Annotated in this window: 15 protein-coding genes; 13 read left to right on the forward strand and 2 right to left on the reverse strand. The window is 46.3% G+C overall.

Annotated features, from left to right (window positions below; all coding sequences use genetic code 11):
- Window positions 1-94: 94 nt before the first annotated feature.
- The 4 genes from AC0YNT_RS26340 (at window position 95) to AC0YNT_RS26355 (ending at window position 7,455) form a co-directional block, all read left to right on the forward strand.
- Window positions 95-1,477 carry a glycoside hydrolase family 30 protein gene (locus AC0YNT_RS26340; RefSeq protein WP_475807283.1) on the forward strand — a complete coding sequence of 461 codons (1,383 nt, stop codon included), beginning with the start codon at window positions 95-97 and terminating at the stop codon, window positions 1,475-1,477.
- A 15-nt stretch (window positions 1,478-1,492) separates the two neighbouring features.
- Window positions 1,493-4,258 (forward strand): beta-galactosidase, encoded by a 2,766-nt coding sequence (locus tag AC0YNT_RS26345; RefSeq protein ID WP_475807284.1) that lies wholly within the window; start codon window positions 1,493-1,495, stop codon window positions 4,256-4,258.
- Between the two features lie 188 nt (window positions 4,259-4,446).
- On the forward strand, window positions 4,447-6,288 hold the full coding sequence (locus tag AC0YNT_RS26350; RefSeq protein ID WP_475807285.1) for an RICIN domain-containing protein: 1,842 nt from the start codon (window positions 4,447-4,449) through the stop codon (window positions 6,286-6,288).
- A gap of 126 nt (window positions 6,289-6,414) precedes the next feature.
- Complete coding sequence (locus tag AC0YNT_RS26355) at window positions 6,415-7,455, forward strand: LacI family DNA-binding transcriptional regulator (protein WP_475807286.1); 1,041 nt, start codon at window positions 6,415-6,417, stop codon at window positions 7,453-7,455.
- A gap of 59 nt (window positions 7,456-7,514) precedes the next feature.
- Here AC0YNT_RS26355 and AC0YNT_RS26360 read toward each other — a convergent pair whose 3' ends face one another.
- A complete protein-coding gene (locus AC0YNT_RS26360) occupies window positions 7,515-8,120 on the reverse strand; it encodes a TetR/AcrR family transcriptional regulator (protein ID WP_475807287.1) in 606 nt (201 codons plus the stop codon).
- A gap of 232 nt (window positions 8,121-8,352) precedes the next feature.
- Between AC0YNT_RS26360 and AC0YNT_RS26365 the strand changes: the two genes are divergently transcribed.
- The 6 genes from AC0YNT_RS26365 (at window position 8,353) to AC0YNT_RS26390 (ending at window position 18,697) form a co-directional block, all read left to right on the forward strand.
- On the forward strand, window positions 8,353-9,861 hold the full coding sequence (locus AC0YNT_RS26365) for a DHA2 family efflux MFS transporter permease subunit (protein ID WP_475807288.1): 1,509 nt from the start codon (window positions 8,353-8,355) through the stop codon (window positions 9,859-9,861).
- A gap of 189 nt (window positions 9,862-10,050) precedes the next feature.
- Entirely contained in the window at window positions 10,051-12,315 is a 2,265-nt protein-coding gene (locus AC0YNT_RS26370; protein ID WP_475807289.1) for an AraC family transcriptional regulator, read from the forward strand.
- Window positions 12,316-12,581: 266 nt separating this feature from the next.
- Complete coding sequence (locus AC0YNT_RS26375; RefSeq protein WP_475807290.1) at window positions 12,582-14,213, forward strand: ABC transporter substrate-binding protein; 1,632 nt, start codon at window positions 12,582-12,584, stop codon at window positions 14,211-14,213.
- A gap of 74 nt (window positions 14,214-14,287) precedes the next feature.
- Window positions 14,288-15,202: an ABC transporter permease gene (locus AC0YNT_RS26380; RefSeq protein WP_475807291.1), complete on the forward strand. Its 915-nt coding sequence runs from the start codon at window positions 14,288-14,290 to the stop codon at window positions 15,200-15,202.
- A gap of 29 nt (window positions 15,203-15,231) precedes the next feature.
- Window positions 15,232-16,131 carry a carbohydrate ABC transporter permease gene (locus tag AC0YNT_RS26385; RefSeq protein ID WP_167277132.1) on the forward strand — a complete coding sequence of 300 codons (900 nt, stop codon included), beginning with the start codon at window positions 15,232-15,234 and terminating at the stop codon, window positions 16,129-16,131.
- A gap of 31 nt (window positions 16,132-16,162) precedes the next feature.
- Complete coding sequence (locus tag AC0YNT_RS26390) at window positions 16,163-18,697, forward strand: LamG-like jellyroll fold domain-containing protein (RefSeq protein WP_475807292.1); 2,535 nt, start codon at window positions 16,163-16,165, stop codon at window positions 18,695-18,697.
- Between the two features lie 263 nt (window positions 18,698-18,960).
- On the opposite strand, the gene AC0YNT_RS26395 is transcribed toward AC0YNT_RS26390, so the two are convergent.
- Window positions 18,961-20,955: a beta-galactosidase gene (locus AC0YNT_RS26395; protein ID WP_475807293.1), complete on the reverse strand. Its 1,995-nt coding sequence runs from the start codon at window positions 20,953-20,955 to the stop codon at window positions 18,961-18,963.
- A 245-nt stretch (window positions 20,956-21,200) separates the two neighbouring features.
- On the opposite strand from AC0YNT_RS26395, the gene AC0YNT_RS26400 reads away from it, so the two are divergent.
- The 3 genes from AC0YNT_RS26400 (at window position 21,201) to AC0YNT_RS26410 (ending at window position 24,917) form a co-directional block, all read left to right on the forward strand.
- On the forward strand, window positions 21,201-22,172 hold the full coding sequence (locus tag AC0YNT_RS26400; protein WP_475807294.1) for an ABC transporter permease: 972 nt from the start codon (window positions 21,201-21,203) through the stop codon (window positions 22,170-22,172).
- A gap of 128 nt (window positions 22,173-22,300) precedes the next feature.
- A complete protein-coding gene (locus AC0YNT_RS26405) occupies window positions 22,301-23,185 on the forward strand; it encodes a carbohydrate ABC transporter permease (protein ID WP_167277146.1) in 885 nt (294 codons plus the stop codon).
- Window positions 23,186-23,324: 139 nt separating this feature from the next.
- Window positions 23,325-24,917, forward strand: a complete 1,593-nt coding sequence (locus AC0YNT_RS26410) for an extracellular solute-binding protein (RefSeq protein ID WP_475807295.1) — start codon at window positions 23,325-23,327, stop codon at window positions 24,915-24,917.
- The last annotated feature ends 93 nt before the right edge of the window (window positions 24,918-25,010 follow it).

A 25,010-nucleotide genomic window follows, 5' to 3' on the forward strand; every position in this document is an offset into this window, starting at 1 on the left:
TATTTATTTTTCTACTTAATGAAACCCGTTTCATGAAATAGGTTTCAGACATGACTTTTCATATCTTGGCTGCCAATTCGGAATAGGAGGATATATGAATCATTCATTCGGGTCTAAGGCCATTCCTATCGTGCCTGCAGATGGTTACGACGGTTTTGAAGGCTGGGGTACTTCACTGGCATGGTGGGGACATATTGTTGGTCAGTGGAGCAATATAGACAAGCGGGAAGAAGTTCTGGACCTTGTATTTGACGCGGACAAAGGTCTTGGCCTCAATATTGTCCGGTACAATATTGGCGGTGGAGAGAATCCTGCGATCCAGCCGAATACGCTGCGCCCTGGCGGCGATGTTCCGGGATTTCAGCCGGAGAAGGGTGTATGGGATTGGGATGCTGATGAAGGACAACGGTTGGTTATGCTTGCTGCATTCGATAGAGGAGCAACCATTGCAGAGGCTTTTTCCAATTCACCTCCTTACTGGATGACGATCAGCGGCTCGGTTACTGGCGCAGTTGATGGCGGCAACAATTTGCAGGAAGAGTATTATGAGGAATTTGCAGACTATCTGACAGAAGTAGTTAAGCATTATAAAGAAGAATACGGCATCGAATTCCGGACGCTAAATCCTCTCAATGAACCAATCTCGAATTGGTGGAAGAAAGGCAATATTCAAGAAGGCGCTCATTTCACAATAGATAAACAGATGGAGATTATTAAGCGAACGGCTAACTCCCTTCAATTCAAAGGGTTAAGCGGAACAACGGTTAGTGCACCTGATGAGAATAGTGTGGATGAAACACTTGAGATGCTGCATGGTTATGATGAAGAAACGTTTAACAGCCTTGCTCAAATCAATACCCATACGTACACCGGCGTTCAATTGTCGGAGCTTCGCAGGTTTGCGGAGGAGAAAGGAAAACGTCTCTGGATGTCAGAGTACGGCACCGGCGGAACCGAGCCTCATAATCATGAGGATCTGAGCAGTGTGCTTGAGCTGGCGGAGCGAGTTATCACAGATTTGCATCAGCTGCAGCCCGCGGCATGGGTGTACTGGCAGGCGATTGAAGATGAAAGCGCACAGAACAACTGGGGCTTTATACATACGGATTTTAGGCATGGAGACGGCAGCTATGAGCTGACGAAGCAGTATTACGCAATAGCTCAATTCAGTAAGTTTATTCGACCGGGCAGCCGGATTTTGTTCACCGGTGATGAGCGTTCTATTGCAGCCTATGATGCAGCAATTAAACAGCTTACAATCGTCACTTGTAATACCGGTGATTCAAGAGAAGTAAGTTACGACCTAAGCGCATTCCAGATAGATGACTGTGCAGCCAAAGTTTATCGCACGTCAGAAGGTGATAACCTGGCTGAATCTGAACTGTCCATGTACAGTAACGGATTTACGTTAGAACTTGACGGACAGTCTGTAACAACTGTTGTTTTGTCGAATATTACATTCACCAACCAGATCTAGGGGAGGAATAGAGAGATGCAGGAAACGTTATCCAGTACGGATGGGAAAGTATATGCTCATACAAACTTAGCCGTTCAATATGACAAGTTCAGCTACAACATTAACGGACAGCAGATTTTCCTTAATAGTGCTGCCATTCATTATTTCCGTATGCCGAAAGAAGAATGGCGGGAAGTGCTTGTTAAGGCAAAGTTTGCAGGTATGAACTGCGTAGATACATACTTCGCCTGGAATGTTCATGAACCGGAAGAAGGGCAATGGAACTTTGAAGGAGACAATGATTGCGGCGCTTTTCTTGACCTATGTCACGAATTGGGGCTTTGGGTAATTGCTCGTCCAGGTCCTTTTATTTGCGCAGAATGGGATTTCGGCGGATTCCCTTACTGGCTGAACAACAAAAGCGGGATAAAATTCCGGTCCTACGATGAGCAGTATTTGACTTATGTGGACCGTTATATGGATCAGATTATACCGATTATTCGCAAACGGGAGATTGGCGAAGGCGGTTCTGTCATTCTTGTGCAGGTGGAGAATGAATACGGTTATCTCGAAGACGATGAAACAGCACGAGATTATATGCACCATCTACGAGACATGATGCTTGAGCGTGGAGTAACTGTACCACTGATTACATGCGTGGGCGGCGCTGAAGGAACGATTGAAGGTGCGAACTTCTGGTCAGGCGCTGATCATCATTACGGAAACCTCGTTAAGAAGCAGCCTCATACACCAAAGATTGTAACGGAGTTTTGGACAGGATGGTTTGAGCATTGGGGAGCTTCTTCCGCTACTCAGAAGACTCCAGCTTTATATGAGAAAAGAATGCTCGAAACCCTGCAAACAGGCTTCAGTGGTATAAGCCATTATATGTTCTACGGCGGTACGAACTTTGGCGGTTACGGCGGCCGCACAGTAGGCGCTAGCGATATCTTTATGGTGACGTCCTATGATTACGATGCACCGCTGAGTGAGTTTAATCGGGTAACGGACAAATATAATACAGCCAAGCGAATGTCATATTTCGTAACAGCTGTAGAACGGATGCTGCTTAATACCGTCGAAGGGGATTCTGCTCTCGCTGCACTGCCACAAGGCTTTAAGGCACGGGTAAGAGAGAATGGTAATGAACGGATCTGGTTCGTCGAAAGCTCGAAGGATGAGCGCGAGACAACAAGCATGACGATACAAGGTGGCCGTACGATCCCTGTTACAATCAATGCTGGGGCAATCCTTCCGGTTATCGATAGATTGGAACTGGAACCGGGGGTACAATTGACATGTAATACGTATCTTCTCGCCAATGAGCAGATCGACGGTATCCATACTTTAATCGTGTCGGCAGACAACGGCCAGCGTTCGTATATAGAGCTCGAGTCGGAGCAGCCCATTCTAGTTGAGTATGATGGAGTTAGAAGGCAGCAGCTATTAAATGGAGATAAAAAGGTCATTTTTGATCTCTGCCATTTCCAAGAGGCACAGATAATTACGCTCACCATTGGTAATAAGCCTTATCAGATTATTGCTATTAACAAAGAAACGGCCGACCGTTCATGGCGTATCATCGATAAGAGAGGCGTGAAGTGGGCAATTGGTTATGCTGACTTTGATTTGCTGGCGGACGGCACCTTCAAGGCAGCATTACAAGATGGTGTGGAGCAACCACTTCTCCTTGGAGACTGGAACATGGAACCAAACCATCAGATCGCTCCTTACGTTTGTCTGGAGGCTCCTTCACTAGAGGAGTGGAGCTCAGAGAATTGTGAGTTATCGGCAGCACAAGGTGAGGAAGCTGCCCAGCCTAAAGCATTCTCTGAGCTTGGTCAGCCTTATGGACATTTGCTATACGAAAGCGATTTTGTGGCAGGTGACCAGACGGAAGCCACACTCATCATCTCGAGGCTTGAGGATACCGCTCGGGTATATGTGAATGGTACGGAACAAGCGCTTGTAGAGAAAGTAGGCGCTGCGGCAGTTAAGCTTCAAGTAAAGCCAAATAGCAGCAATCGTGTGCAGCTTCTTGTACAAAATATGGGCCGCCTCAATTTCTCGCCAAATTTAGGTGAGGTAAAAGGGGTAGCCGGTGCAGTCTTTGCAGACGGCCAATGCTATGACCTACTTCCGGACTGGAAGAATGAGGAGACAACTCTCCAGCTGAATGAAGTGAACGAACTTGCCAGCGGAGCGATCATCCGCAGAACGTTTACGATGGATGGCGGTTACGACCGTGCTGTCCTGGTAGGAGCTGTTAGCGGGAAGCTTAGCATTAACGGCAGAGAGATTATAATGGAAGGTTATCAAGATTGGTTCCTGCACCATACGCTTGATATTTCTGACTATATTCAGGATGGTGTAAATGAGATCACTATGGCCTATGTGAAGTCACCACTTCAAAGGCTTGAACTGCTCGTCTCTTCCTCAGAGAAGGAAATAAATAACTGGCGAATCGCAGATGTCGAGAAGCTGAAACGCGAAGCTTATGTTGGCGAAACAGGCAGACCGGTATGGCATACCGTACAATTTGCTAAACCGTCGCTCCCTGAAGAAGTGAACGCCAAGTTAAAGCTTCGTTTAACGGGAATGAGCAAAGGTACGGTATGGCTTAACGGCTACAATCTAGGCCGCTATTGGCAGGTAGGTCCTCAAGAGGATTACAAGATCCCAATGGCATGGCTTAAGGATCGCAATGAACTGGTTCTATTTGATGAAAGTGGAGCAAGTCCATCCAAGGTACGTCTGCTTTACGATAAACAATCCAATAAACGCTGGATTTCGATCCAATAAGATAAAGCATAGTTAATAGGTTATAAACCGCTGCTTAGATGATGTTCATTATTTTGAATAAATCTGCTAGGCAGCGGTTTTTGTTTGGTCAGTTTGTAACCGTTTACATGGAAAGGAGTGATGCCAAAACGTCCATCTCAGCGAGAATCGTCATAAGACTGAGGAATCTCAAATAAGGAGAGGAAAACATGAGAAAGATGAAACGATTATTGGCCGGAGTTGCGGCAGGCAGTATGCTTGTGGGCAGCTTTGGAATGACTGCATCTGCGGCAGGCTCTTACACAGCAGCTGCTGATCCATCTCAGCAGTATCAGACGGTAGAGGGCTGGGGAACATCCCTCGCCTGGTGGGGAAAAGTAGTAGGCGGCTATTCGAACAAGGATGAGTATGCGGACAAAATGTTCAGCACGACAAGCGGAATTGGCCTAAATGTCCTTCGATACAATATTGGAGGCGGCGAAAATCCAAGCTTGAATTACTTGGAATACCGTAAAGCAGTGCCTGGCTTCCAGACGACACAAGGTGTGTATGATTGGACAGCCGATGCCAACCAGAGATATATGCTGCAAGCAGCCAAAACCAGAGGCGCCAATGTATTCGAAGCCTTCTCTAATTCCGCTCCTTATTGGATGACTAACAGCGGTAGTGTTACCGGAGCTTCCGGGGGTGCTAACAATTTAAAAACGGATTATTATGATGATTTTGCCGATTATTTGACCGAGGTCGTCAAGCATTTCCGCGACAGCTGGGGCATTACTTTCAAAACCTTAACCCCGCTCAACGAGCCGGTATCGACATGGTGGTCACTTGGCAACAATCAGGAAGGCATGCACTTTGATCGGGCGAATCAGAACACCATTCTAAGCCAGGTCAACTCTTCTCTGGTTGCGAAGGGACTTACAGGGACAAAGCTAAGTGCTCCGGAGGAATATAGCGTTGATGATTCTTCGGTTTCCTACAATAGCTATACGAGTGCCGTAAAATCTGCTATTTCGCAAATCAATACCCATACGTATGGTGGGACGAATAGGGCGGCTTTCCGTAATATCGCTGCCTCGAACGGGAAGACTCCTTGGGTTTCGGAATACGGGGACGGGGATGCCAGCGGCTTGACGATGTCCCGCACCATCTTGAAGGACATGAAGAACATGGGAGTAACCGCTTGGATTTATTGGCAAGCCGTTGATAGCGCAGATGGCTGGGGCTTTTTCAAAAATGTTCTCAATAATACTCAAACGACAAGCTATACCGTGAACAAGAAATATTATGTCATGGGTAATTACAGCAAATTTATTCGCCCGGGTTACAAAATTATTGGGATGAGCGATGCGAATACGCTTGCGGCGTATGATGCGGCATCCAGCAAGCTGGTGCTCGTAACGACTAACAGCGCAACAACGGACACGTCAGTTACCTATGATCTGAGCAAGTTTACGGCAACAGGCAGCTCAGCAGCAGTATACCGTACATCATCCACTGAGGATCTTGCCCAATTGTCGAACGTAAGTGTAACGAACAAGACGTTCACGGCTAACGCTAAGGCAAGCTCGGTCAACACGTATGTCATCTCCAATGTGACGTACACCGGAACAACGGGCTATCCTTCGACTGCCATTTACAAGCTGGTAAACAAGAACAGCGGGCTTGTCATGGATGTGAACAACGCATCCACAGCGAATAGTGCTGCTATTCTTCAATACACAGATAATGGCGGCAACAATCAACGCTGGCAGCTTGTTTCCGCAGGTAATGGCTACTATAAGATCAAAAATGTAAACAGCGGCCTGCTCCTTGATGTCAATCAAAGCTCCACGACAGGGGGGGCTGCACTTATTCAGTACCAGGATAATGGTGGTTACAACCAGCAATGGCTGCCGGTAGACGCGGGGGGGTCACTCATCTTGGTTAACCGGAACAGTGGATTGACGGCAGACGTCAATTCGGCCTCAACGGCAAGCGGAGCAGCGGTAATCCAATGGGCGGATAATGGCGGGAACAACCAACAGTGGACGCTTGTTAAAGTAAATTAGAACATAGTACGATAATTTCATAGAAAGCACGAATCAAGGCTGAATCGCTCATGAAATCAATTTCATTAGCATACAAACTTTGGTATAATTTTAGGTATATTAGTTGTACTAGAAGGGAACCAGACGATGAAGCAAGTTACCGTATACGATATAGCCAAAGAAGCCAAAGTATCTGTTGCTACGGTCTCCCGGGTGCTTAATGACACTGCTCCTGTACGCGCTTCCACGCGGGAGAAAGTCGAAGCGATTATGCAGAAATATCAGTTCCAGCCTAACGCGAATGCGAGGAGCTTACTGAAGAAAGAGACGGGGATTATTGGCGTTATATTGCCGGATATTACGAACCCCTTTTTCCCTGAGGTATTTTCCGGTGCAGAGCAGGAGGGGCGAGAGTCCGGACATACCTTTTTCCTTTGTAATACCATTGGCCTACATGACAAGGAATCTGAATTTCTAACCATGATGCAGGAAAAACGGGTGGACGGCATTATCTTTATGGGCGGGCGTATCAACTTGAAGGATTGTAAGCCAGCTTTAATTCAAGAGGTCGTCGAGCATGCGCAGAAAATTCCTTTGGTGCTCGTGAACGGGAATCTTAAGGATTCCGGTTTAATACGAGTACTAACGGATGAATATGCGGGCACCGTCCTTGCTGTCAAACATTTGATCGACATCGGCCATACGAAGATCGGATTTATCGGCGGCGAGAGTCATATGTCTACCACAGCGGTGAAAATTCGGGCATACAAGAAGACGATCAAGGATGCCGGATTGCAGCTGCATGAGGATTGGATCTTGCCAGGCAGCTTTTCGGTCGATTCAGGACGTGAGCTGATGGAGGCTTTATTGAAGCTGAAGGATAGGCCAACAGCCGTCTGCTGTGTTAATGATTTTACCGCAATTGGTGCTATTAAGGCAGCCGTTGAACAAGGTCTGCGTGTGCCGGATGATATTTCGATCGTTGGGTTTGATGATATTCCGTTAGCTCATCATGTTATTCCAGAATTAACTACGGTCTCGCAGCAAGCGAATAGTCTTGGACGTACAGCGGTTCGAGTGCTGCGTGAGCTCATGAATAAAGAGAAGGTCAAGAAGGTGTACTCGCTTGAGCCGGAGCTTGTCATTAGACAAAGTACGGCACCAGTAACAGATGGATATAAGATTTAAAAAACAGCCGTAGTAGAAAATCGCCTTCACCTGATTAGTATTCCCAGGGTGGAGGCGATTTATATGTCGTTATTCTGTGTTAAATCTTCAAGCTTGCGCAGCATAAGAAACTGCCTGGCAAGAAACAACGGGGTATAGGGCATGTCCGCCCGAAGCCAGGAAACGATTGTCCCAATTAAGGCAGCTGAACTATACCAGACGGCAATATCTTTTTGAATATTGTTTTTGGTAACAAAAGAGCTGTTTCCTCGCTTTTCAATTCCATCCGAGATGAGTTTAGTCAACAGTCTTAATAATCGATCTGTAAAGATTGTCGTACGATGGGATGCAAGAATGACCTTATAAAATTTCGAATGCTCCGCAATATGCTCGAGCAAATTAACAAGCAAAGTAGAATTAATTAATTCCGGTGAATCTGATTTTACAGTTGATTGATCCAATACGCGATGAATATCGTCAATCATGTCATCTGCCATCTTGTCCAGCATATCCGGGATGTCCTTATAATGAAGGTAAAAAGTGACGCGGTTAATCGTAGCGCGCTCTGCAAGGCGATTGACGGAAATCTTCTCAATCTCCATCTCCTCTAGCAGCTCAATAAAAGCATCTCTAAGCAGCTGACGTGTCCGTAGAATACGAGGATCTGTCCGAGTTGTTTTGTCCATTGATCAAATTCCTTTCTTTTAGTAGTAATTCCTTTAGTTGTAAACTACAATTTCATTTTTAATGTATTATTTTCGAAGGATAAACTACAGTTATTTGTATAACTGTCTACTAATTTACACTTTTGAATGGAATCGTCGCTTGTAAAGAAAGCCGCACGAGATATAATTTAATTTATACAATGTCCACTATACGACACGTTGTAAATTTAGTCTAGAGAGACAAGAAAGAAGGATGGAGCGGTTGAGTAAAAGTTTAAATTCAAGCGGCGTTTCTATCAAGAAGGGGCCAATTTTATTCGTTTTGATTATAGGCGCCTTTATTTCGACGCTGAACCAAACGATTATGAGTGTTGCAGGTCCAGAATTGATGAACGATTTCAGTATTTCGGCGGCAACGGTACAATGGCTGACAACGGGTTATATGTTGGTCAACGGTATTTTAATCCCGATTACTGCTTTTCTAATGCAGCGATTTACGACGCGTGAGTTATTCCAGACGTCGATGATTTTATTCCTTATCGGTACCATTGTATCGGCTATTGCAACTGATTTTAATGTACTGCTTATCGGTCGGTTAATTCAGGCGGCTGGTGCCGGTATTATTATGCCTCTTATGATGACGGTTATCTTGACCTTGTTCCCTCCTGAGAAGCGTGGCGGCGCAATGGGCTTGGTTGGTACCGCAATTATTTTCGCCCCGGCGATTGGACCAACTCTTGCTGGCTGGGTTCTGGAGAACTTTAAATGGGAAATGATGTTTTACGGTATGATCCCGCTTGCAGTTATTGTTATTGTGTGCGGTTATATCTTCCTTACCAATGTATCGGAACGTTCTTATCCTAAGGTTGATGTCGTTAGTATCATCTTGTCCACTATTGGTTTTGGTGCAGTATTATTTGGTTTCAGCCGGGCAAGTAGTGCCGGATGGGATAGCGTAGAAGTACTATTGTCGATTATCGTGGGCCTTATAGCTCTGGCGTTGTTCACTTGGCGGCAGTTAGCTTCAAGCAATCCGCTTCTTGAGCTTCGTGTCTTCAAGTACAATATGTATTCCTTAACAACCTTCATCAACATTGCCATCACTATGGTTATGTATGCAGATATGATACTGCTTCCGTTGTATCTGCAAAATGCACGTGGTTATACAGCTATGGAATCAGGTCTGCTCTTGCTTCCTGGCGCGCTTGTCATGGGCTTACTGATGCCTATAACAGGTAGACTGTTTGATAAATTCGGAGCGAAATGGCTGTCGATAGCGGGTATGGTTGTTGTCATCGCTACAACACTTGGTTTCATTAACCTGACAGATACAACCTCCTATACTTATCTGGTGCTCATGTCTACAGGACGCCGGATCGGCATGGCGCTTCTGATGATGCCAGTTCAAACGGCAGGACTCAACCAATTGCCTAACCGTCTGAATGCGCATGGTACAGCAATTTCCAATACAATCAGACAGGTAGCTGGTGCGATTGGTACATCGTTGCTCGTTACCATCCTGACGACCCAAACGAAATCGCATTTAACTGATGCGATGGCATCTGGTGCAACAGAAGGTGTGTCGCAACAGCAAATGATTACGAACGCTACGATCAGCGGTATGAATGATGCTTATCTGGTTATCGTAGGTATTGGTGTTGTAGGTCTCTTGCTCACCTTCTTCCTTAAACGTGTTCCACAAGCAACAGAGGAGAAAAGCACAGACACAATAGTAAATAAAGCTGCTGTTCAAAAAGGTTAATAGAAGATTTAGAAGAGCTGTCCTCGTGGGCAGCTCTTTTTTTATACCGTTTTGTCCTCCACTTTTACGACGTTTCCTGCTTTAGGCCGTAGTCCACAATCTTTTCGGGTGGTATAATAAAACAGTTAAAGAGGCTTTTTCCATCCTTTCCGTATGGTAGCTTGTTATTGGAACGAAAGGTGGCATCCCGTGAAAAAGAACCGCATGAACCTGCTGATTCAGCATCTTGTCTCTTATCTGCTGGTGCTCTTGTTTCCTGTACTGATCATATTAGCTTACTATTACCCACATTCTACAGCTGTCGTCAAACAGAAGGAGATGGACTGGAACACTCATCTGACAGAGCAAGTTATGAATTCTATGGATACGTTTACGCGTTATGTGTACAATTTGCCGTTCGAGCTCGTGAAGAACCGGGAGATCAAATTGTACAATACCGATGACAGAGACTATCAGCGGGTAATGATTGCTAATGAAATGCGCAAATATAATGCAACAGACGGCTTTATTGACAATACGCTGCTGTATCTGAAAAGCATGGGTTATTTATTCGCCAAAACAGGAAGCGCTTACAAAGAAGAGGATTTCTCGAAGCCGGGTATTGGATATTACTACGAGAATTGGCCGCAAAAACAGATGTTTGCACAGCTCAGTCATTTGAAAGCACCTATCGTGAGACCAGTAGAGGATGTTATCATACCGGGCAGTAATCATGTCCGTATGCTTACCTTTGCGCTTCCGCTGCCGATTGGCGGTTATGAAACTCCAGGAGCTGTTCTCATCATGGTTCGTGAAGATACGATAATCCGTATGCTTAATTCCATGTCTGAGATGTACAGCGGCAACTTTTTTATTATAGACACCGATGGACGCTCCTTGTTGTCTTCTAACCAGTCAGCTTACATTCCGGCAGATGAGCTTCAAGAATTTCTATCAGGTCTTGTAGAGAACGGGGAAGGAGCCGGCTTGTATAAAAAGGATGGTCATTCCTATATCGTCTCTCACACCGTCTCGGATAAAAATGGATGGCAATACGTTAGTGTGCTGCCTGTGACCGAAATGCTGCAGGGCATTCAGTCTGTGCAGCGTAACACAATCCTGCTTATTGGTTTAATGCTACTGCTTGAGTTTTTAATCATCTACATATCCATCCGCCGAAATTATCAACCGATCAAACGGCTGGTCGATTTCGCTGCCAACTTATTCGAGACGGTTGAGCGGAAGCCAATGAATGAGTTTGAGACCATCCGTTATGCACTTGGCGAGCTTGTATCAGCCAACAGCTCATTAGATGCCCGGGTGAAGCAAACGATGCGGGATAATTTATTGTTTGAGCTGGTCAGCGGGAAGACAGCATACGGACAGGATTATCTCGAGCAAGCCCGTACCTATGGCATTGAATTTCCATATCACTCGATTGCAGTGGCCGTTATCGCAATGGATTCATCCGTAAATGATGACTGTACAGCCGAATATTTACGTTCAATTGAAGGAAGACATTCAGACAAGATGACAGGCTATATGCTTAAGAGTATTTACAGTCATGAAATGATCTTCGTATGCTCACATGAGCCCTCTTATTCCATTAAACCATTCCTAATAGAGCTTTGCAGGGAGCTGGAAGAGAAGACGGAGGCCAAGGCTCATATCGGCATTGGGGTAACCAACAAGCCGGACACGACAGATACCGTCCATGTTGCTTATTTGCAGGCGATGCGGGCAATCGAGCATTTGAGGCTGCGCGGCGGTAATCCTGTTCTTGTATTCGAAGAACTTGATTCGCCCAAAACCGGGTCGATCTCCTATTTCGCTGAGCTGCTGCAATCGCTTGAGCTGGCGATTCTTAAGAATGATGCGGGGTCAGTCCAGAATATTACGGAGCGAATTAATTGCCAGCTTAGAAGTGAGGGAATGCCGCCTCATATGGTAAGAAGTGTCTATATTAACACGGTGAGTGCCCTTCTAAATGGTCTTCAGCGGTTTGGCCCTAATGATGATGGATTACTTAGACTTACCGATACAGCTTATCAGTACCGTTATACGGTTGAACAGATGACCGGTATTATCAGCGACAGTTGTATACGGCTCTGTGGAATCATTCAGAGCATGCTCCCGACTGTGCGCCATGCATCGCAAGAAGAGATAACCGACTTTATTGAGCAAAAGGGATTACATGCTGATTTTTCCCTCCAGCTCATTGCCGATCACTTCACGATGTCTGCTTCGAATTTCAGTCATCATTTCAAAAAAACAATGGGTCAGAATTTTAAAGAATACATTGATGTATTCCGTATTCAGACCTCCATTCAACTTCTGAGGAGTACGAATCAGACGTTGGATGCTGTTGCGCAGCAGACGGGTTTCTCCAATACCTCAAGCTTTATTCGCTGCTTCAAAAAAATCGTAGGAACAACTCCAGGGCAGTACCGGGAAACGCATAAGCTTATTTCCTGACCTGAAGTTGCTGCTTTACACCCCGGCCTGCCGAATTGATCGGCAGGCTTTCTGTTTGTTAAGTGGCAAGGGGCATTTTTTGAAGATATACAATAATTGAATTTAGCAAACGCTTTCAAAAATTGCTGATCGTTCGAATACTGTCCGTATACGGCTTCGTGCTGATGAGATTAGAGTGATTGTACCGGGAGCCAAAGTCCTGGCGCAGCGCTTCAGACTGATGCTGCTGCAAGTTATTAAACTTACTTATATGAGGGGGCAATGACATGCGGAAAAAAGTAGTCAGTTTCATCTCCGTCCTGCTGGCGGCAACGACATTGATGTCAGCATGCAGCAACTCGGGCGGCAACAATGGCAATGGCAATACGAATGCGGGAAGTAGCCCAACGGCTAACAGTTCCACAGGTACGGACAGTGGAAAGAAAGTTAAGCTGACCGCCATTATGACGAAGCATCCTTTGACGAAACCTCTCAAAGAAATGGAATGGCTGCAGCAGGTGGAAGACAAAGCAGGGGTCGAGATCGAATGGCAGGAGATTACGGCTGACTGGGATCAGAAGAAAGGGACGATGCTCGCGAGCGGCGATGTACCCGATCTCTTTATTGGTCCTAACGTGATTACCGATGCGGACTTCGCACAGTTCCAAGGTTTGTTCCAAGATCTGTCCGGTATGCTGGATCAAGCGCCAAATGTTACGGCGATGTTCGAAGCGAAGCCGGAGACGAAGAAAATTGCCGAGCAATCGGATGGTAAGATCTTTGGTCTTCCGAAATACCAGCGGTATTGGCCTTCCACGGCTACCCGTATGTACATTAACCAAAAGTGGCTCGATAATTTGGGTCTGACCATGCCTACAACTTGGGATGAATTATATGATGTGCTTGTTGCATTTAAAGAAAAGGATGCAAACGGCAACGGTGATCCAAACGATGAAATCCCGATGGACTGGCCGGGCGGAATCGGCGGTTATTTCAACGCTGCTTATTTACTGAGCGGTACAGGGATGACCCTCACGGACGGCAGCCCGCAAGGTTACTTTGTTGAAGATGGTAAAGTGAAAAACTATCTCGTCGACGAGCGTTATAAGACGATGGTTACTTTCCTGAACAAGTTAAATAAAGCAGGTCTCATTAATCCGGAAGTATTCACGCATGATTATACGAAATACCAGTCCGTTGCCCGCGGCGAAGGGGATATGGCGAAGGTTGGTTTTACGTTCGGATGGGTAGCCTCTGACCGGTTCGGCGAGCAGCTTGCTCCGCAATATACCTCGATGTCGCCAATAAAAGCTACTCCGGACAGCGCAGTATCTTGGAGCTATGACTATAACTCTTTGAACTATGGTATCAACCAAATTGTGATGTCGGCCAAATCGAAAAACAAGGAAGCGGTTATGCGCTTCATTAACGAGCTGTACGCTCCTGATATGGGGATGCAGGTACTCTTCGGATCCCTTGGACCAAACATTAAGGATAACGGAGATGGCAGCTATAGTGTACTGCCGCCGGCTGATACGAAAATGGATCCAGGCACATGGAAATGGACATCTACAATGGCCGATAATGGAGCTTTCTATATTCCGGATACGCTTCAACTGACGCTGGGCAAAGATATGCAGGAGGTTCTCGAGCAATCGAAGCCAATTGATGCCATTCAGATCGATGTAGATAATGACGTTTTCCCTGGTTTCCTCAAATATTCGAGTGCAGACAACAGCACGATGGGACTCAATAATACGAACGTCATGAATCTGGCGAATACCAACTTTGCCAAATGGGTTACAAAAGGCGGCATCGAATCAGATTGGGACAGCTATGTGAAGGAAAGCGAGAAAGCAGGTCTCAAGCAAAACCTTGAAATTATGCAGAAATACTACGACGAATACAAAAAGCAATAACGAGCAGGGGATCTGCTATGCCGCTTTCCAGAGCGGCGTAGCAGATCCAGCATGTAAAGGAGGGATATCAGCCTATGCGAACACGTGGAGGAGGACTTCGGATATTACGGCGGGATTATCAGCTTTGGATCATGATCGCGCCTGCTATTGCCGCTGTTCTAATCTTTAACTATATTCCGATGTACGGGATCCAGCTTTCGTTCCGGGACTTTGATTTTTCGAAAGGTCTAACCGGTGGCGAGTGGCGTGGCCTGGACTATTTCCGGCAATTTATTGACAGCTATCTGTTCTCGGATTTGATGCGCAACACGTTTCTGATCAGCCTGGCGACGATTATCGTTGGGTTTCCAGCGCCTATTATCCTCGCTTTAATCTTGAATCAGATCCGCCGTAAGCGGATGAAAACGTTGATGCAGACGACCGTTTATTTGCCGCATTTTATATCTATTATCGTGCTCGTTGGGATGATGAACGTTCTGATGTCACCGGAGACGGGTGTCATCGGTTATATGATGAAGGGACTTGGCTTAGGTCATATCAACTTGATCGCCTCCACCAATACGTTTATTCCGGTCTATGTACTCTCAGATATTTGGCAGCATTGCGGCTGGAACAGCATTATTTATTTGGCAGCGCTGTCAACAGTTGATCCGCAACTGTATGATTCGGCCAAAATTGACGGCGCGAGCAGATGGCAGCTTATCCGGAATGTAGATATTCCTGCTCTAATCCCAACAATCCTTATCCTGTTCATTCTGAGTATGGGGAATATTCTTAGCACTGGCTTTGAGAAAATTTTCTTGATGCAAAACTCGCTTAATTTGCCCGTCTCAGAGGTTATTTCTACCTATGTTTATAAGATCGGGATCATATCCAATCAATTCAGCTACGCTTCTGCTATTGGGCTCTTTAATACTGTCATTAACTTCGTATTCTTGTTTGCAATGAACGCCATATCGAAGAAGATGTCTAATACAAGCTTGTATTAAGACAGTTCTCGGAAAGGAGGGGGTCTACCTTGGCACTTAAAGGTTTAACCGGAAAGGAATTGGCTTTTCACATTGTTCTGTATGCTTTATGTGCGGTTATTTTTCTAATCATCGTATATCCGCTTTACTTTATCATTATCGCTTCCTTTAGCGATTCAACGCTGGTCTCGACGGGCAAGGTGCTGCTATTTCCGAAGGGGTCAAGTCTATTCGGTTATAAGGAGATATTCCAGGACAGCCGTGTGTGGATCGGATATCGGAACACCTTGTTTTATACCGTATTTGGTACATTCGTAAACATGCTGTTTACGATGCCAGCTGCGTATGTGCTGTCCCGGAAGGAATTTAAGGCGAGACGTCCAATCATGTTTTTATTTGTCATCACGATGTTCTTCAACGGCGGCCTTATTCCAACCTATCTATTAATGAAAGACCTTCATCTGACGAACACATTTTGGGTGTTTATTTTACCGTTTTGCGTCAATATTTTCTTTTTGATTATTGCCCGTACTTTCTTTGAAACAGCGCTGCCGGCAGAGCTGCATGAAGCCGCTGTGATGGATGGCTGCTCACATTTTATGTATTTTGCCAAGGTTGCGCTGCCTTTGTCCAAGGCTCTAATCTCTGTTATTGGCCTCTATTACTTAGTAGGGCATTGGAATGATTTCTTTACGGGACTGATCTACATTCGAGATAACAACCTGCAGCCACTTCAGATCGTGCTTCGAGACATCCTGTTGTCTAATCAGGTGTTCCAAAACGGTGCGGGTACAGGTGGTGGAGCTGCGTCGGGCGGCTATGCCCAGCGGTATGCGGACCAGATCAAATATGGCGTCATAATCGTATCGTCCCTGCCGATTCTTATGTTATATCCGTTCCTTCAGAAATATTTCGAGAAAGGGGTTATGATTGGCTCGGTTAAAGGATGATCTCATATGAAGCGAGGAGAATGTTCGAAGAATGCGAAAATCTTATAAGCTGATTTTGTCCACGTTAATTCTTACGTTAGCGATTCCAGTAACTGTGATGGGGAGCGGGGCAGCCGATGCATCTGACAAGAAGCCTGGCGCAAGTAGCGAGCCGGCTGCACCAACGTACAGCAATGTATCGGTCCATGACCCTTCGATCGTCAGAGACGGAGACAACTTCTATGTATTTGGCTCCCATATAGAGGCTGCCAAATCAACGGATCTGATGAATTGGGAGACGTTTACGAATGGATATACCACTCCAAACAATGTGATTTACGGGAATCTATCACAAAATCTCGCGACATCTTTTAAGTGGGCCGGGGAAAATGACTCCGACAGCAAAGGCGGCTTCTCTGTCTGGGCGCCGGATGTCTTCTGGAATGAGAGCTATGTCAATGAGGATGGAACGAAGGGCGCTTATATGATTTATTATTGCACCTCATCTACATACATCCGCTCGGCAATTGGTTTTGGCGTGTCCCAGAACATCGAGGGTCCGTATACGTATGTGGATACGCTCGTTTATTCCGGATTTACAGCTGGTGAGGCTTATGATGCCAACAGTGTTATTAATAAGAAATGGACAAACACGAATATCCCGCAGCTGATCGAGGGCGGGAAACTAAACGGCTCTAGCGACAAATGGTTTAATAGCGATGGCACCTTCTCCAATATTACGTATCCGAATGCGATTGACCCGCAGCTTATGTTTGATGAGAACGGAAAGCTGTGGATGTCTTACGGTTCTTGGTCAGGCGGCATATTCACGCTGCAGATTGATCCGGCAACAGGCAAAGCAATCTATCCGGGGAAAGACTCCGTAACGAAGGATGGCAGACTGGTCGATCGTTATTTTGGAACGAAGATCGCAGGCGGCTTCTACAAATCCGGTGAAGGTCCTTACATGGTCTACAACAAGCAAACGGACTATTATTATTTGTTTGATACGATTGGATGGCTGGGTGCAGACGGTGGCTACAATATGAGATTGTACCGCTCCAAGAATCCGCTTGGTCCTTTTGTAGACGCTTCTGGGAAAAGCGCTGTACTTCCAGGCGACACGGATGTGTCTGCATTTGGTAATAAGCTGATGGGGAACTTCCTGTTCAAGCGTGAAGTTGGCGATCCTGGAAAAGGCATCGGCTACGGCTATGTTTCGCCAGGACATAACTCTTTCTATCAGGACCCGGATACCGGAAAAATGTTTCTAGTCTTCCATTCCAGGTTCCCGCAGAAAGGCGAGGTTCACGAAGTTCGTGTGCATCAGATGTTTATGAATAAAGACGGCTGGCTTGTCACTGCGCCATACCGTTATTCGGGCGAATCGCTGGAGAAGGTGAAGCGCGAAGATCTAATCGGCGAATATAAATTTATTAATCATGGCAAAGGAACAACGGCTGACCTTGTAGAGTCCAGCTACATTACGCTGAATAAGAACAATAAAGTGACGGGTGATGTATCGGGGACTTGGAAGTCGATTGGTCATAACGAAGCGGAACTCACTTTGGATGGCAAAACGTACAAAGGTGTGTTCGTGAAAGGGTGGGATCCTAGCTCCGAACAATTCGTCATGACGTTTACAGCAATGTCTAATGAAGGGGTAACCATTTGGGGCAGTATTCAGGAGGATCTGAAAGACTCGCAGATCGTTGCAGATATTAAGGCAGATTTGAATATTGGAGATACCAGCCGTGTCATTGCGAATCTGAATCTTCCTTCTGAAGGCATGCGTCATGCCTCTATCACATGGACTTCCAGTAATCCGGATGTAGTGTCGGCAGCAGGTGTGGTTGTTCGTCCGGACTCTGGTTCAGCTGCTGCGACAGTAACGCTGACCGCTGTTATTACGAAGGGAACTTTGACAAGCTCGAAGAGCTTTAACTTAACGGTGCTTCCGTATGAAGATGCTACGCTTGTTGCGAAGTATTCTTTTGAAAATGATTTGACCGACTCCACGGGCAGCTTTGGTGCAGGATCGATTACAGGTAATCGGATCGACAATACGGGAGGCACTATCTCGTATACGGCTGGCGTTGAAGGCAATGCTGTGGTATTGGATGGAGCGTCTGGTGTACGTTTGCCGAACAAGTTGATTGACAGCAATCAGTATTCGGTATCGCTGTGGGTGAAGCCTGAGCAGTTGACGACCTATACAACTACTTTCTTTGGAGCAAAAGACGGCTACAACTGGGTTAGCCTGCTCCCTAAAGGGCCGGTTGGCGATAACACAATGGTATGGTCGGGCAGCAACGTCTGGTATGACGGGATCGCAGGACTAACTATTGCAACAGGCTCGTGGACACATCTAGCTTATTCCGTAGATAACGGGACTTTGTCCGTATATATTAACGGGGAACTGAAGTTTACCGGTTCGAACTTCCCGGATATTTTCACCGGAACCGATTCGGTCTTCAGCCTTGGTGTGAACTGGTGGGATACTCCGTTCAAAGGACAGCTTGATGAGCTGCAGGTATATGAAGGAGCACTGAGTCCACCTCAAATAGCAGAATTGGTGAACCCATAAGTCAAAAAAGAAAGATCGCCGGCTTAGCCTGTTTTATCAGGTGGTCGGGGATCTTTTTGTTGTACACTGGATTGTATCCAACATACTCGGTGTGTTAATCGTTAATATCGCGCCTAAGTTGGATTTCATGCAGTAAAATAAGCTTTAAAGCACCAAGTAGCATTATCTGCAATCTTTATGCTGGAGCGAATCCAACATGTGAACAAATAGAGTTGCTTAGCGATACACTCGGAAGAAAATTCGACTGCGCACGCAATTGACCGTTAACCCCCTGTGAATCTGACTACCCGATATTCATAGCTCCCAAGCGCAAGCAGGGTACCGGGAGCAAGCAGCTCCTCGCTTAACACATCGACGCTTGCACGTGGGATGGTCACACTGCCACCGATGCCGTCCATGTTGATGATAATCCATAGCTCATATCCGTCACCGCGTCTTGGAGCGATAATTGTACCGGGTGTCACATCCGAGCGCAGCGTAACACCAGCTTCATCCGCATAATGCAGGATGAGAGTTTCTAGTAAATGCTGCCCCTCGTCGCCTGTTGGCATGGAGCCAAGCATAACGATTTTACCTTTGCCATGCTGTTTCTCAGTGATAAATGCTAGGTCTGGTGTCAATCCGCTTTCAAGGGTGCCGATCACAGTGGCTCCTTCGGGCTTAAACACGCTGCTCCAAAGGGAAAGAGAAGCTGAATGTCCAAAGGCATGACCAATTGCGCCGCTGCCATCCATCGGGTAGGTGTAGACAGCTTCTACTCCAGCAAGCCGCTCCAGCTTGCCTAAGGCGGAATCGGTATGCACCGTATGCTCCTCCGTACGGCCGCCGGTGAGAGGACCGATGACCCAAATTCCACCGTCCTCTACAAATTCCGTTGCCCGATCGATAAATTCCTCTGACACGTAAGGGAGAAATGCAGTGAATAGCAGCTTATACCCGCCGAGCTCCGAGCCCTCCGGCACAACATCCCGGTGAATACCTGTGTTCAAGATCCTCGTGTAGAAGTCAGTCATGAGTCCGCGATGATTCAGCTTGCGGTGCGGCTCTGTTTTCAGGAATACCTTGGCTCGGTCCGAGTAGGTTAAAGCCACTTCCGCCTGCGCCGGTCGTGTGGACAAAATCACCGCTTCAATATCCCGCCTTGCTTGCTCCACTTCAAGCACATTCGTATATCCAACTGTTGGCTTGCCCCAAGCGCTTAGCACAGAGCCATGTGGCTGCTCACAGCCGGCAGGCTGCTGCCGCCAGAGCCAATAGCAGAAAGCTTCGGCACCTAGCGCATAAGCCGCAACAGCTTCTACCCGCAAGTAGCCGTTTGGATGAGGTTTTGCGTAGCTCTCAAGCGACCCTGCGAAGGAAGGGCTTGTCTCCATAATCCAGTAATCCCGTCCACGCTTGAAGCTGCGAAATAGATCATTGTTGATCAAAAAGGCTGGCACATGATCCGTTGTGGCGTAAGTATCAAAGGAGGCAAAATCCAATCCGCGGAATAGTCGTTCATTATCTACACTAAAAGCCATACTGCTGTTATGGGTAATTGGTGCATCGGAATACATCCGAATAATCGCTGTCTGCTCATCAGCAAACTCCGCAATCTTCTCCATCGAGAACTGCTGATACATCGTCTTAAGGGAGGAATTATGAAGAAAAGGCGCAGGACCGGGCTGAGGAACCTGATCAAAACGATGATAATATTCGCTCCAGATTTGTGTTCCCCAAGCATCGTTAAGCCGTTCGATCGTTCCGTATCTTTCCTCCAGCCAGTGATGCCATAACGTGAGACAAGTCCCGCACATACACTCGGATACATGGGCATTGAATTCATTATCGAGCTGCCAGCCAATTAGACCAGGCAAGCGGCCAACTGCCCTTGCGATATGTTCTGTAATGACAGCAGCCTTTTCCCGGAAGGAAGAATGGTTTGTACAAGCATGCTGCCTAGAGCCATGTCCCATTGTCTGCAGCTGCTCATTCACATACATTCGATCGGGATGGCCATGGCTATACCAGATTGGCGGTGTTGCAGTTGGCGTGCACATAATCGTCTCGATCCCATTCTCATATAACCGATTAATCATATGGACAAAAAAGTCCAAATCGATTTCGCCTTCATGAGGCTCCATGGTCGACCAGGCGAATTCACCAATCCGAATGACATTTATTCCGGCTTCCTTCATTAGTCGAATATCAACCTCAAGAACCTCTTCGTCCCAAAGCTCCGGATACCATGCAGCACCGTGGTAAAGCTTCTTTCCCATGTTCATCACCTATCCTTCATCATTCTTGCAGTTTCACTATAGGCGCTAGGCAACACCTGAACAATCGTACAATTTTGCTCCGTTTGACTGGGCTTTCTACTATTTTGACGGGTTTGCATTATCTTGATTTGCACCTGCAACCAGGGTTTGGAAGGGCTTACACAAAAATGTCTGATTGGCGGAAAGGCATTATCGGTTCAATAATAAGGGCATGAGAGGCAACCAATACTTGGAGGTGAACGTGGATGAAGCAGGCGGCTGCTCCAAGCCTGATCGAGATGATGCAGGAGACGAGTACAAATAAAATGAGAAGACCTAGCGTGATGGAGAGGCTCAAGAGAGATAAGTGGCTGTACTTGCTGCTAACTCCGGGCCTGTTATATTTCATTATTTTCAAATACGTGCCGATGTGGGGCGTAATGCTCGCATTCAAAAACTATCAGCCCTTTTTGGGCTTTTGGAAAAGTGATTGGGTAGGACTTGATCATTTTCATGTTTTCTTCACCAATCCTGAATTTTTCATGCTGCTGCGAAACACTTTAATACTCTCCTTATACAATCTGGTGTTCTATTTCCCGGCACCCATTATATTGGCTCTTCTATTAAATGAAATTAGGCTGGCTTTCTTCAAAAGAATCGTTCAGACGCTCATCTATATTCCGCATTTTATCTCGCTGGTTATCGTAGCAAGCTTGACCTACGTGTTTCTGACGACCGAAGGTGGTCTAGTGAACGAAATGCTGCAGAAGTATTTTGGCAGCAAAGTCGACTTCCTTTCTAGTCCCGAATGGTTCCGGCCGATGATTATTATGCAGACCATCTGGAAGGAAACCGGCTTTGGTACGATCATCTTCCTAGCAGCGCTGGCCGGTGTTGATGTAGAGCAATATGAGGCAGCGATTACGGATGGAGCGAACCGCTGGAGACAGTTGTGGCATATTACACTCCCATCGATTCGAAGCACGATTATTATTTTGCTGATCTTGCGGATGGGAGATGTACTGGATAATGGATTTGAGCAGATCTTCCTGATGCTGAACCCCCTTAATAGGGACGTAGCGGAAGTGTTCGATACGTACGTGTACATGATGGGGATCACGCAAGGCGCATTTAGCTATAGTACAGCTGTTGGTTTGTTCAAGGCGGTCATTGGTGTCATCCTGGTGCTTGGGGCGAACTGGCTTGCCAAACGTTTTGGACAGTCCGGCATCTACTAGGTTGCTTACGAAGGAAGAATTACCACCCATGGCTGCATTCTTTAAGATTTTGCTTACGAAGTAAGAATCACCACCTATGGCTGCAACTGAGCCACAAGTGTGGCAATTCTTTTTAGGAGGAGAAGCAAATGGCAAAACAATATAGAAGTGTCTCTGGAACAGCGTTTGACATCACCAATCTGATCGTACTTAGCGTAATCAGCTTGCTTGCCGTGCTGCCTTTTATATACATCATAGCGGGGTCGTTCGCTTCTGACGCGGAATTAACGAAGAGAGCTGTGTTCCTCATACCTGAGACGTTCACAATAGCGGCTTACCAGTTTATTTTCTCAACGGATACGATATTGCAAAGTGTCAAAGTGTCCATGTACGTTACCGTTCTTGGGACATTAGTCAACTTGTTCTTTACCGTAACGATGGCATATGCGTTATCGAAACGGAATCTAATGGGACGTAATACGGTGCTCAATTTGATCGTCTTCTCGATGCTGTTCGGCGGCGGTCTTATTCCAACTTATCTCGTTGTACGTGACCTGCATTTGCTAGATTCCTACTGGGCTTTAATCCTTCCTGGTGCAATCAGCGCCTTTAACTTGATCATTGTGAAAAACTTCTTTCAGGAGCTTCCAGCGGAGCTGGAGGAGGCGGCGAAGATTGATGGATGTACCGAGCTTGGACTACTCTGGAAAATAGTGCTCCCGCTCTCGATGCCAGTGCTGGCAACCTTTACGTTGTTTTATGCGGTTGGGCATTGGAATAACTTCTATTCCGCGCTCTTGTACATCAATGATCCGCAGAAATGGCCGCTTCAGGTCATGCTGAGACAAATCGTACTCCTGTCGCAGACGGCTGCTGGCGACATCAATTCGATGGATCCTAATTTCGTGGCACCGCCGGATCAATCCATTAAGATGGCGGTTATCGTCATTGGTACCATCCCGATTCTGCTCGTCTATCCGTTCCTTCAGAAGCATTTTGCTAAAGGAGTCTTGATCGGTTCGGTCAAGGGTTAATACGGATTACGATATAAGCAATGATTAAAGTAATTACTAATGTATTTATTAAAAGGAATGCTTACGATGTAAGAATCATCACGAACTGCCAAACTTAGGCTGTTTTTATGAAAATTCTTTTTAGGAGGCGCTAATAAGTATGAACAAAAAGACGCAGAAATGGGTAGCAACAGCAGCTCTTGGAACATTGGCGGTATCAGCACTTGCAGGCTGCAGTGGCAATAAGGAAGAGAGCGCAGATCCCGAAGCATCCTCCGCAGCGACAACAGAAGCTTCGGCAGCAGCAACGGCCGAGACAAACGAGAAGCCGCTAAATATCAGCATCATGCTCCCGATCTTCAAGACAAACTTCCCGAAAGACGACGGTCCTGTCGTTACGGAGATTGAGAAAAAAACCAATACAAACATTCACTTTGAATGGGTTCCAAACGCCTCTTATGGAGATAAATTCAACATCACGCTGGCTTCTACCAAGCTGCCTGAAATCATATATGTACCTGGTTCCAAAGATCCCAGCTTTGTGAATGCCGTCAGATCAGGCGCATTTTGGGAGCTTGGCCCTTATTTGAAGGATTATCCGAATTTGAGCCAGGCGAACGAGGTTATTATGAATAACTCCTCAATCGATGGCAAGAACTATGGCATTTATCGAGGCCGAGCCCTAGGGCGTAACGGTATTGTATATCGTAAGGATTGGCTGGAAGCAGTAGGCCTCTCACAGCCTAAGACCATTGATGATTTCTACAACATGCTGAAAGCATTCAAGGAGAAAGATCCGGATAAGAACGGTAAGGATGATACTTACGGTATGGTGCTGGTCAAATGGACAGGCGGCTGGGCAAGCGCCTTTGATACGATCAAGCTGTGGTTCGGCGCATCAAACAAATGGGGTGTTGTAGATGGGAAGCTTGTGCCGGAGCATCAAACACCAGAATATTTGGAAGCGCTCAAATTTATGAAGAAGCTGTATGATGAGAAGCTGATCAATCAGGATTTTGCCGTATTTGATTCAGCGAAATGGGTTGATCCAATTGTTAATGGCCAAGCCGGTGTCATTGTAGATGTTACGGATACTGCCGGCCGGATTGAAGATAAAATTCATGCGGCACTAGCGAAGGAGAACAAAGATAATCCGGATGCGCAGTACATGGATAATATGATTGGGGTAACAGGTACGGATGGTGCTTTAAAAGCACTGCCGACATCAGGTTTCGCAGGCTTGCTGGCGATTCCTAAGACAACGGTTAAGAACGAAGAGGAGCTCAAGCGTGTATTGAAATTCCTTGATCAAATGAATGATGATGACCTTACGACATTAGCCGGCTACGGCATCGAGGGTAAGCATTATACGAAGGACGGCGAAGCTCTTGTTCCAAGCAAAGATGCAGCGCTGCTGGAATCGGAAGTAGAAGGACTTAACCAAATGCTCCCATACATCCCGGCAGGACGAGGACTTACTGTACAGCAAACGCCGCTTCGTCTTCACACTACTGAAATTCAGAAGGAAGCTGAGCAATACATCGTTCCAAATCCGGCTGAGCCGTTTATCTCTAATGTCTATTCGCAAAAAGGCCAGCAGCTCGACAACATCATCAACGACGCACGTATCAAATTTATCGTTGGCCAAACCGATGAAGCTGGCCTTCAAGCTGCCTTCGAAACCTGGAAAAAATCCGGCGGCGACGATCTTGTGAAAGAAATGAATGACCTTTACACTGCTTCTGCGAAATAAACCAAATAGGCGTTGTCAGAGCACCCATCAAAACTCCAATTGGAGGATGGGTGTTTTGGCATGAGAATCTCTGATTTTCGAACAAAATAGTCT

Source organism: Paenibacillus sp. J22R56 (assembly GCF_056269375.1).

Coding starts and splice junctions, on each gene's coding strand:
- AC0YNT_RS26340 (WP_475807283.1), top strand. CDS start 95: ATGAATCATTCATTCGGGTCTAAGGCCATTCCTATCGTGCCTGCAGAT.
- AC0YNT_RS26345 (WP_475807284.1), top strand. CDS start 1,493: ATGCAGGAAACGTTATCCAGTACGGATGGGAAAGTATATGCTCATACA.
- AC0YNT_RS26350 (WP_475807285.1), top strand. CDS start 4,447: ATGAGAAAGATGAAACGATTATTGGCCGGAGTTGCGGCAGGCAGTATG.
- AC0YNT_RS26355 (WP_475807286.1), top strand. CDS start 6,415: ATGAAGCAAGTTACCGTATACGATATAGCCAAAGAAGCCAAAGTATCT.
- AC0YNT_RS26360 (WP_475807287.1), bottom strand. CDS start 8,120: ATGGACAAAACAACTCGGACAGATCCTCGTATTCTACGGACACGTCAG.
- AC0YNT_RS26365 (WP_475807288.1), top strand. CDS start 8,353: ATGGAGCGGTTGAGTAAAAGTTTAAATTCAAGCGGCGTTTCTATCAAG.
- AC0YNT_RS26375 (WP_475807290.1), top strand. CDS start 12,582: ATGCGGAAAAAAGTAGTCAGTTTCATCTCCGTCCTGCTGGCGGCAACG.
- AC0YNT_RS26380 (WP_475807291.1), top strand. CDS start 14,288: ATGCGAACACGTGGAGGAGGACTTCGGATATTACGGCGGGATTATCAG.
- AC0YNT_RS26390 (WP_475807292.1), top strand. CDS start 16,163: ATGCGAAAATCTTATAAGCTGATTTTGTCCACGTTAATTCTTACGTTA.
- AC0YNT_RS26395 (WP_475807293.1), bottom strand. CDS start 20,955: ATGGGAAAGAAGCTTTACCACGGTGCTGCATGGTATCCGGAGCTTTGG.
- AC0YNT_RS26400 (WP_475807294.1), top strand. CDS start 21,201: ATGAAGCAGGCGGCTGCTCCAAGCCTGATCGAGATGATGCAGGAGACG.
- AC0YNT_RS26405 (WP_167277146.1), top strand. CDS start 22,301: ATGGCAAAACAATATAGAAGTGTCTCTGGAACAGCGTTTGACATCACC.
- AC0YNT_RS26410 (WP_475807295.1), top strand. CDS start 23,325: ATGAACAAAAAGACGCAGAAATGGGTAGCAACAGCAGCTCTTGGAACA.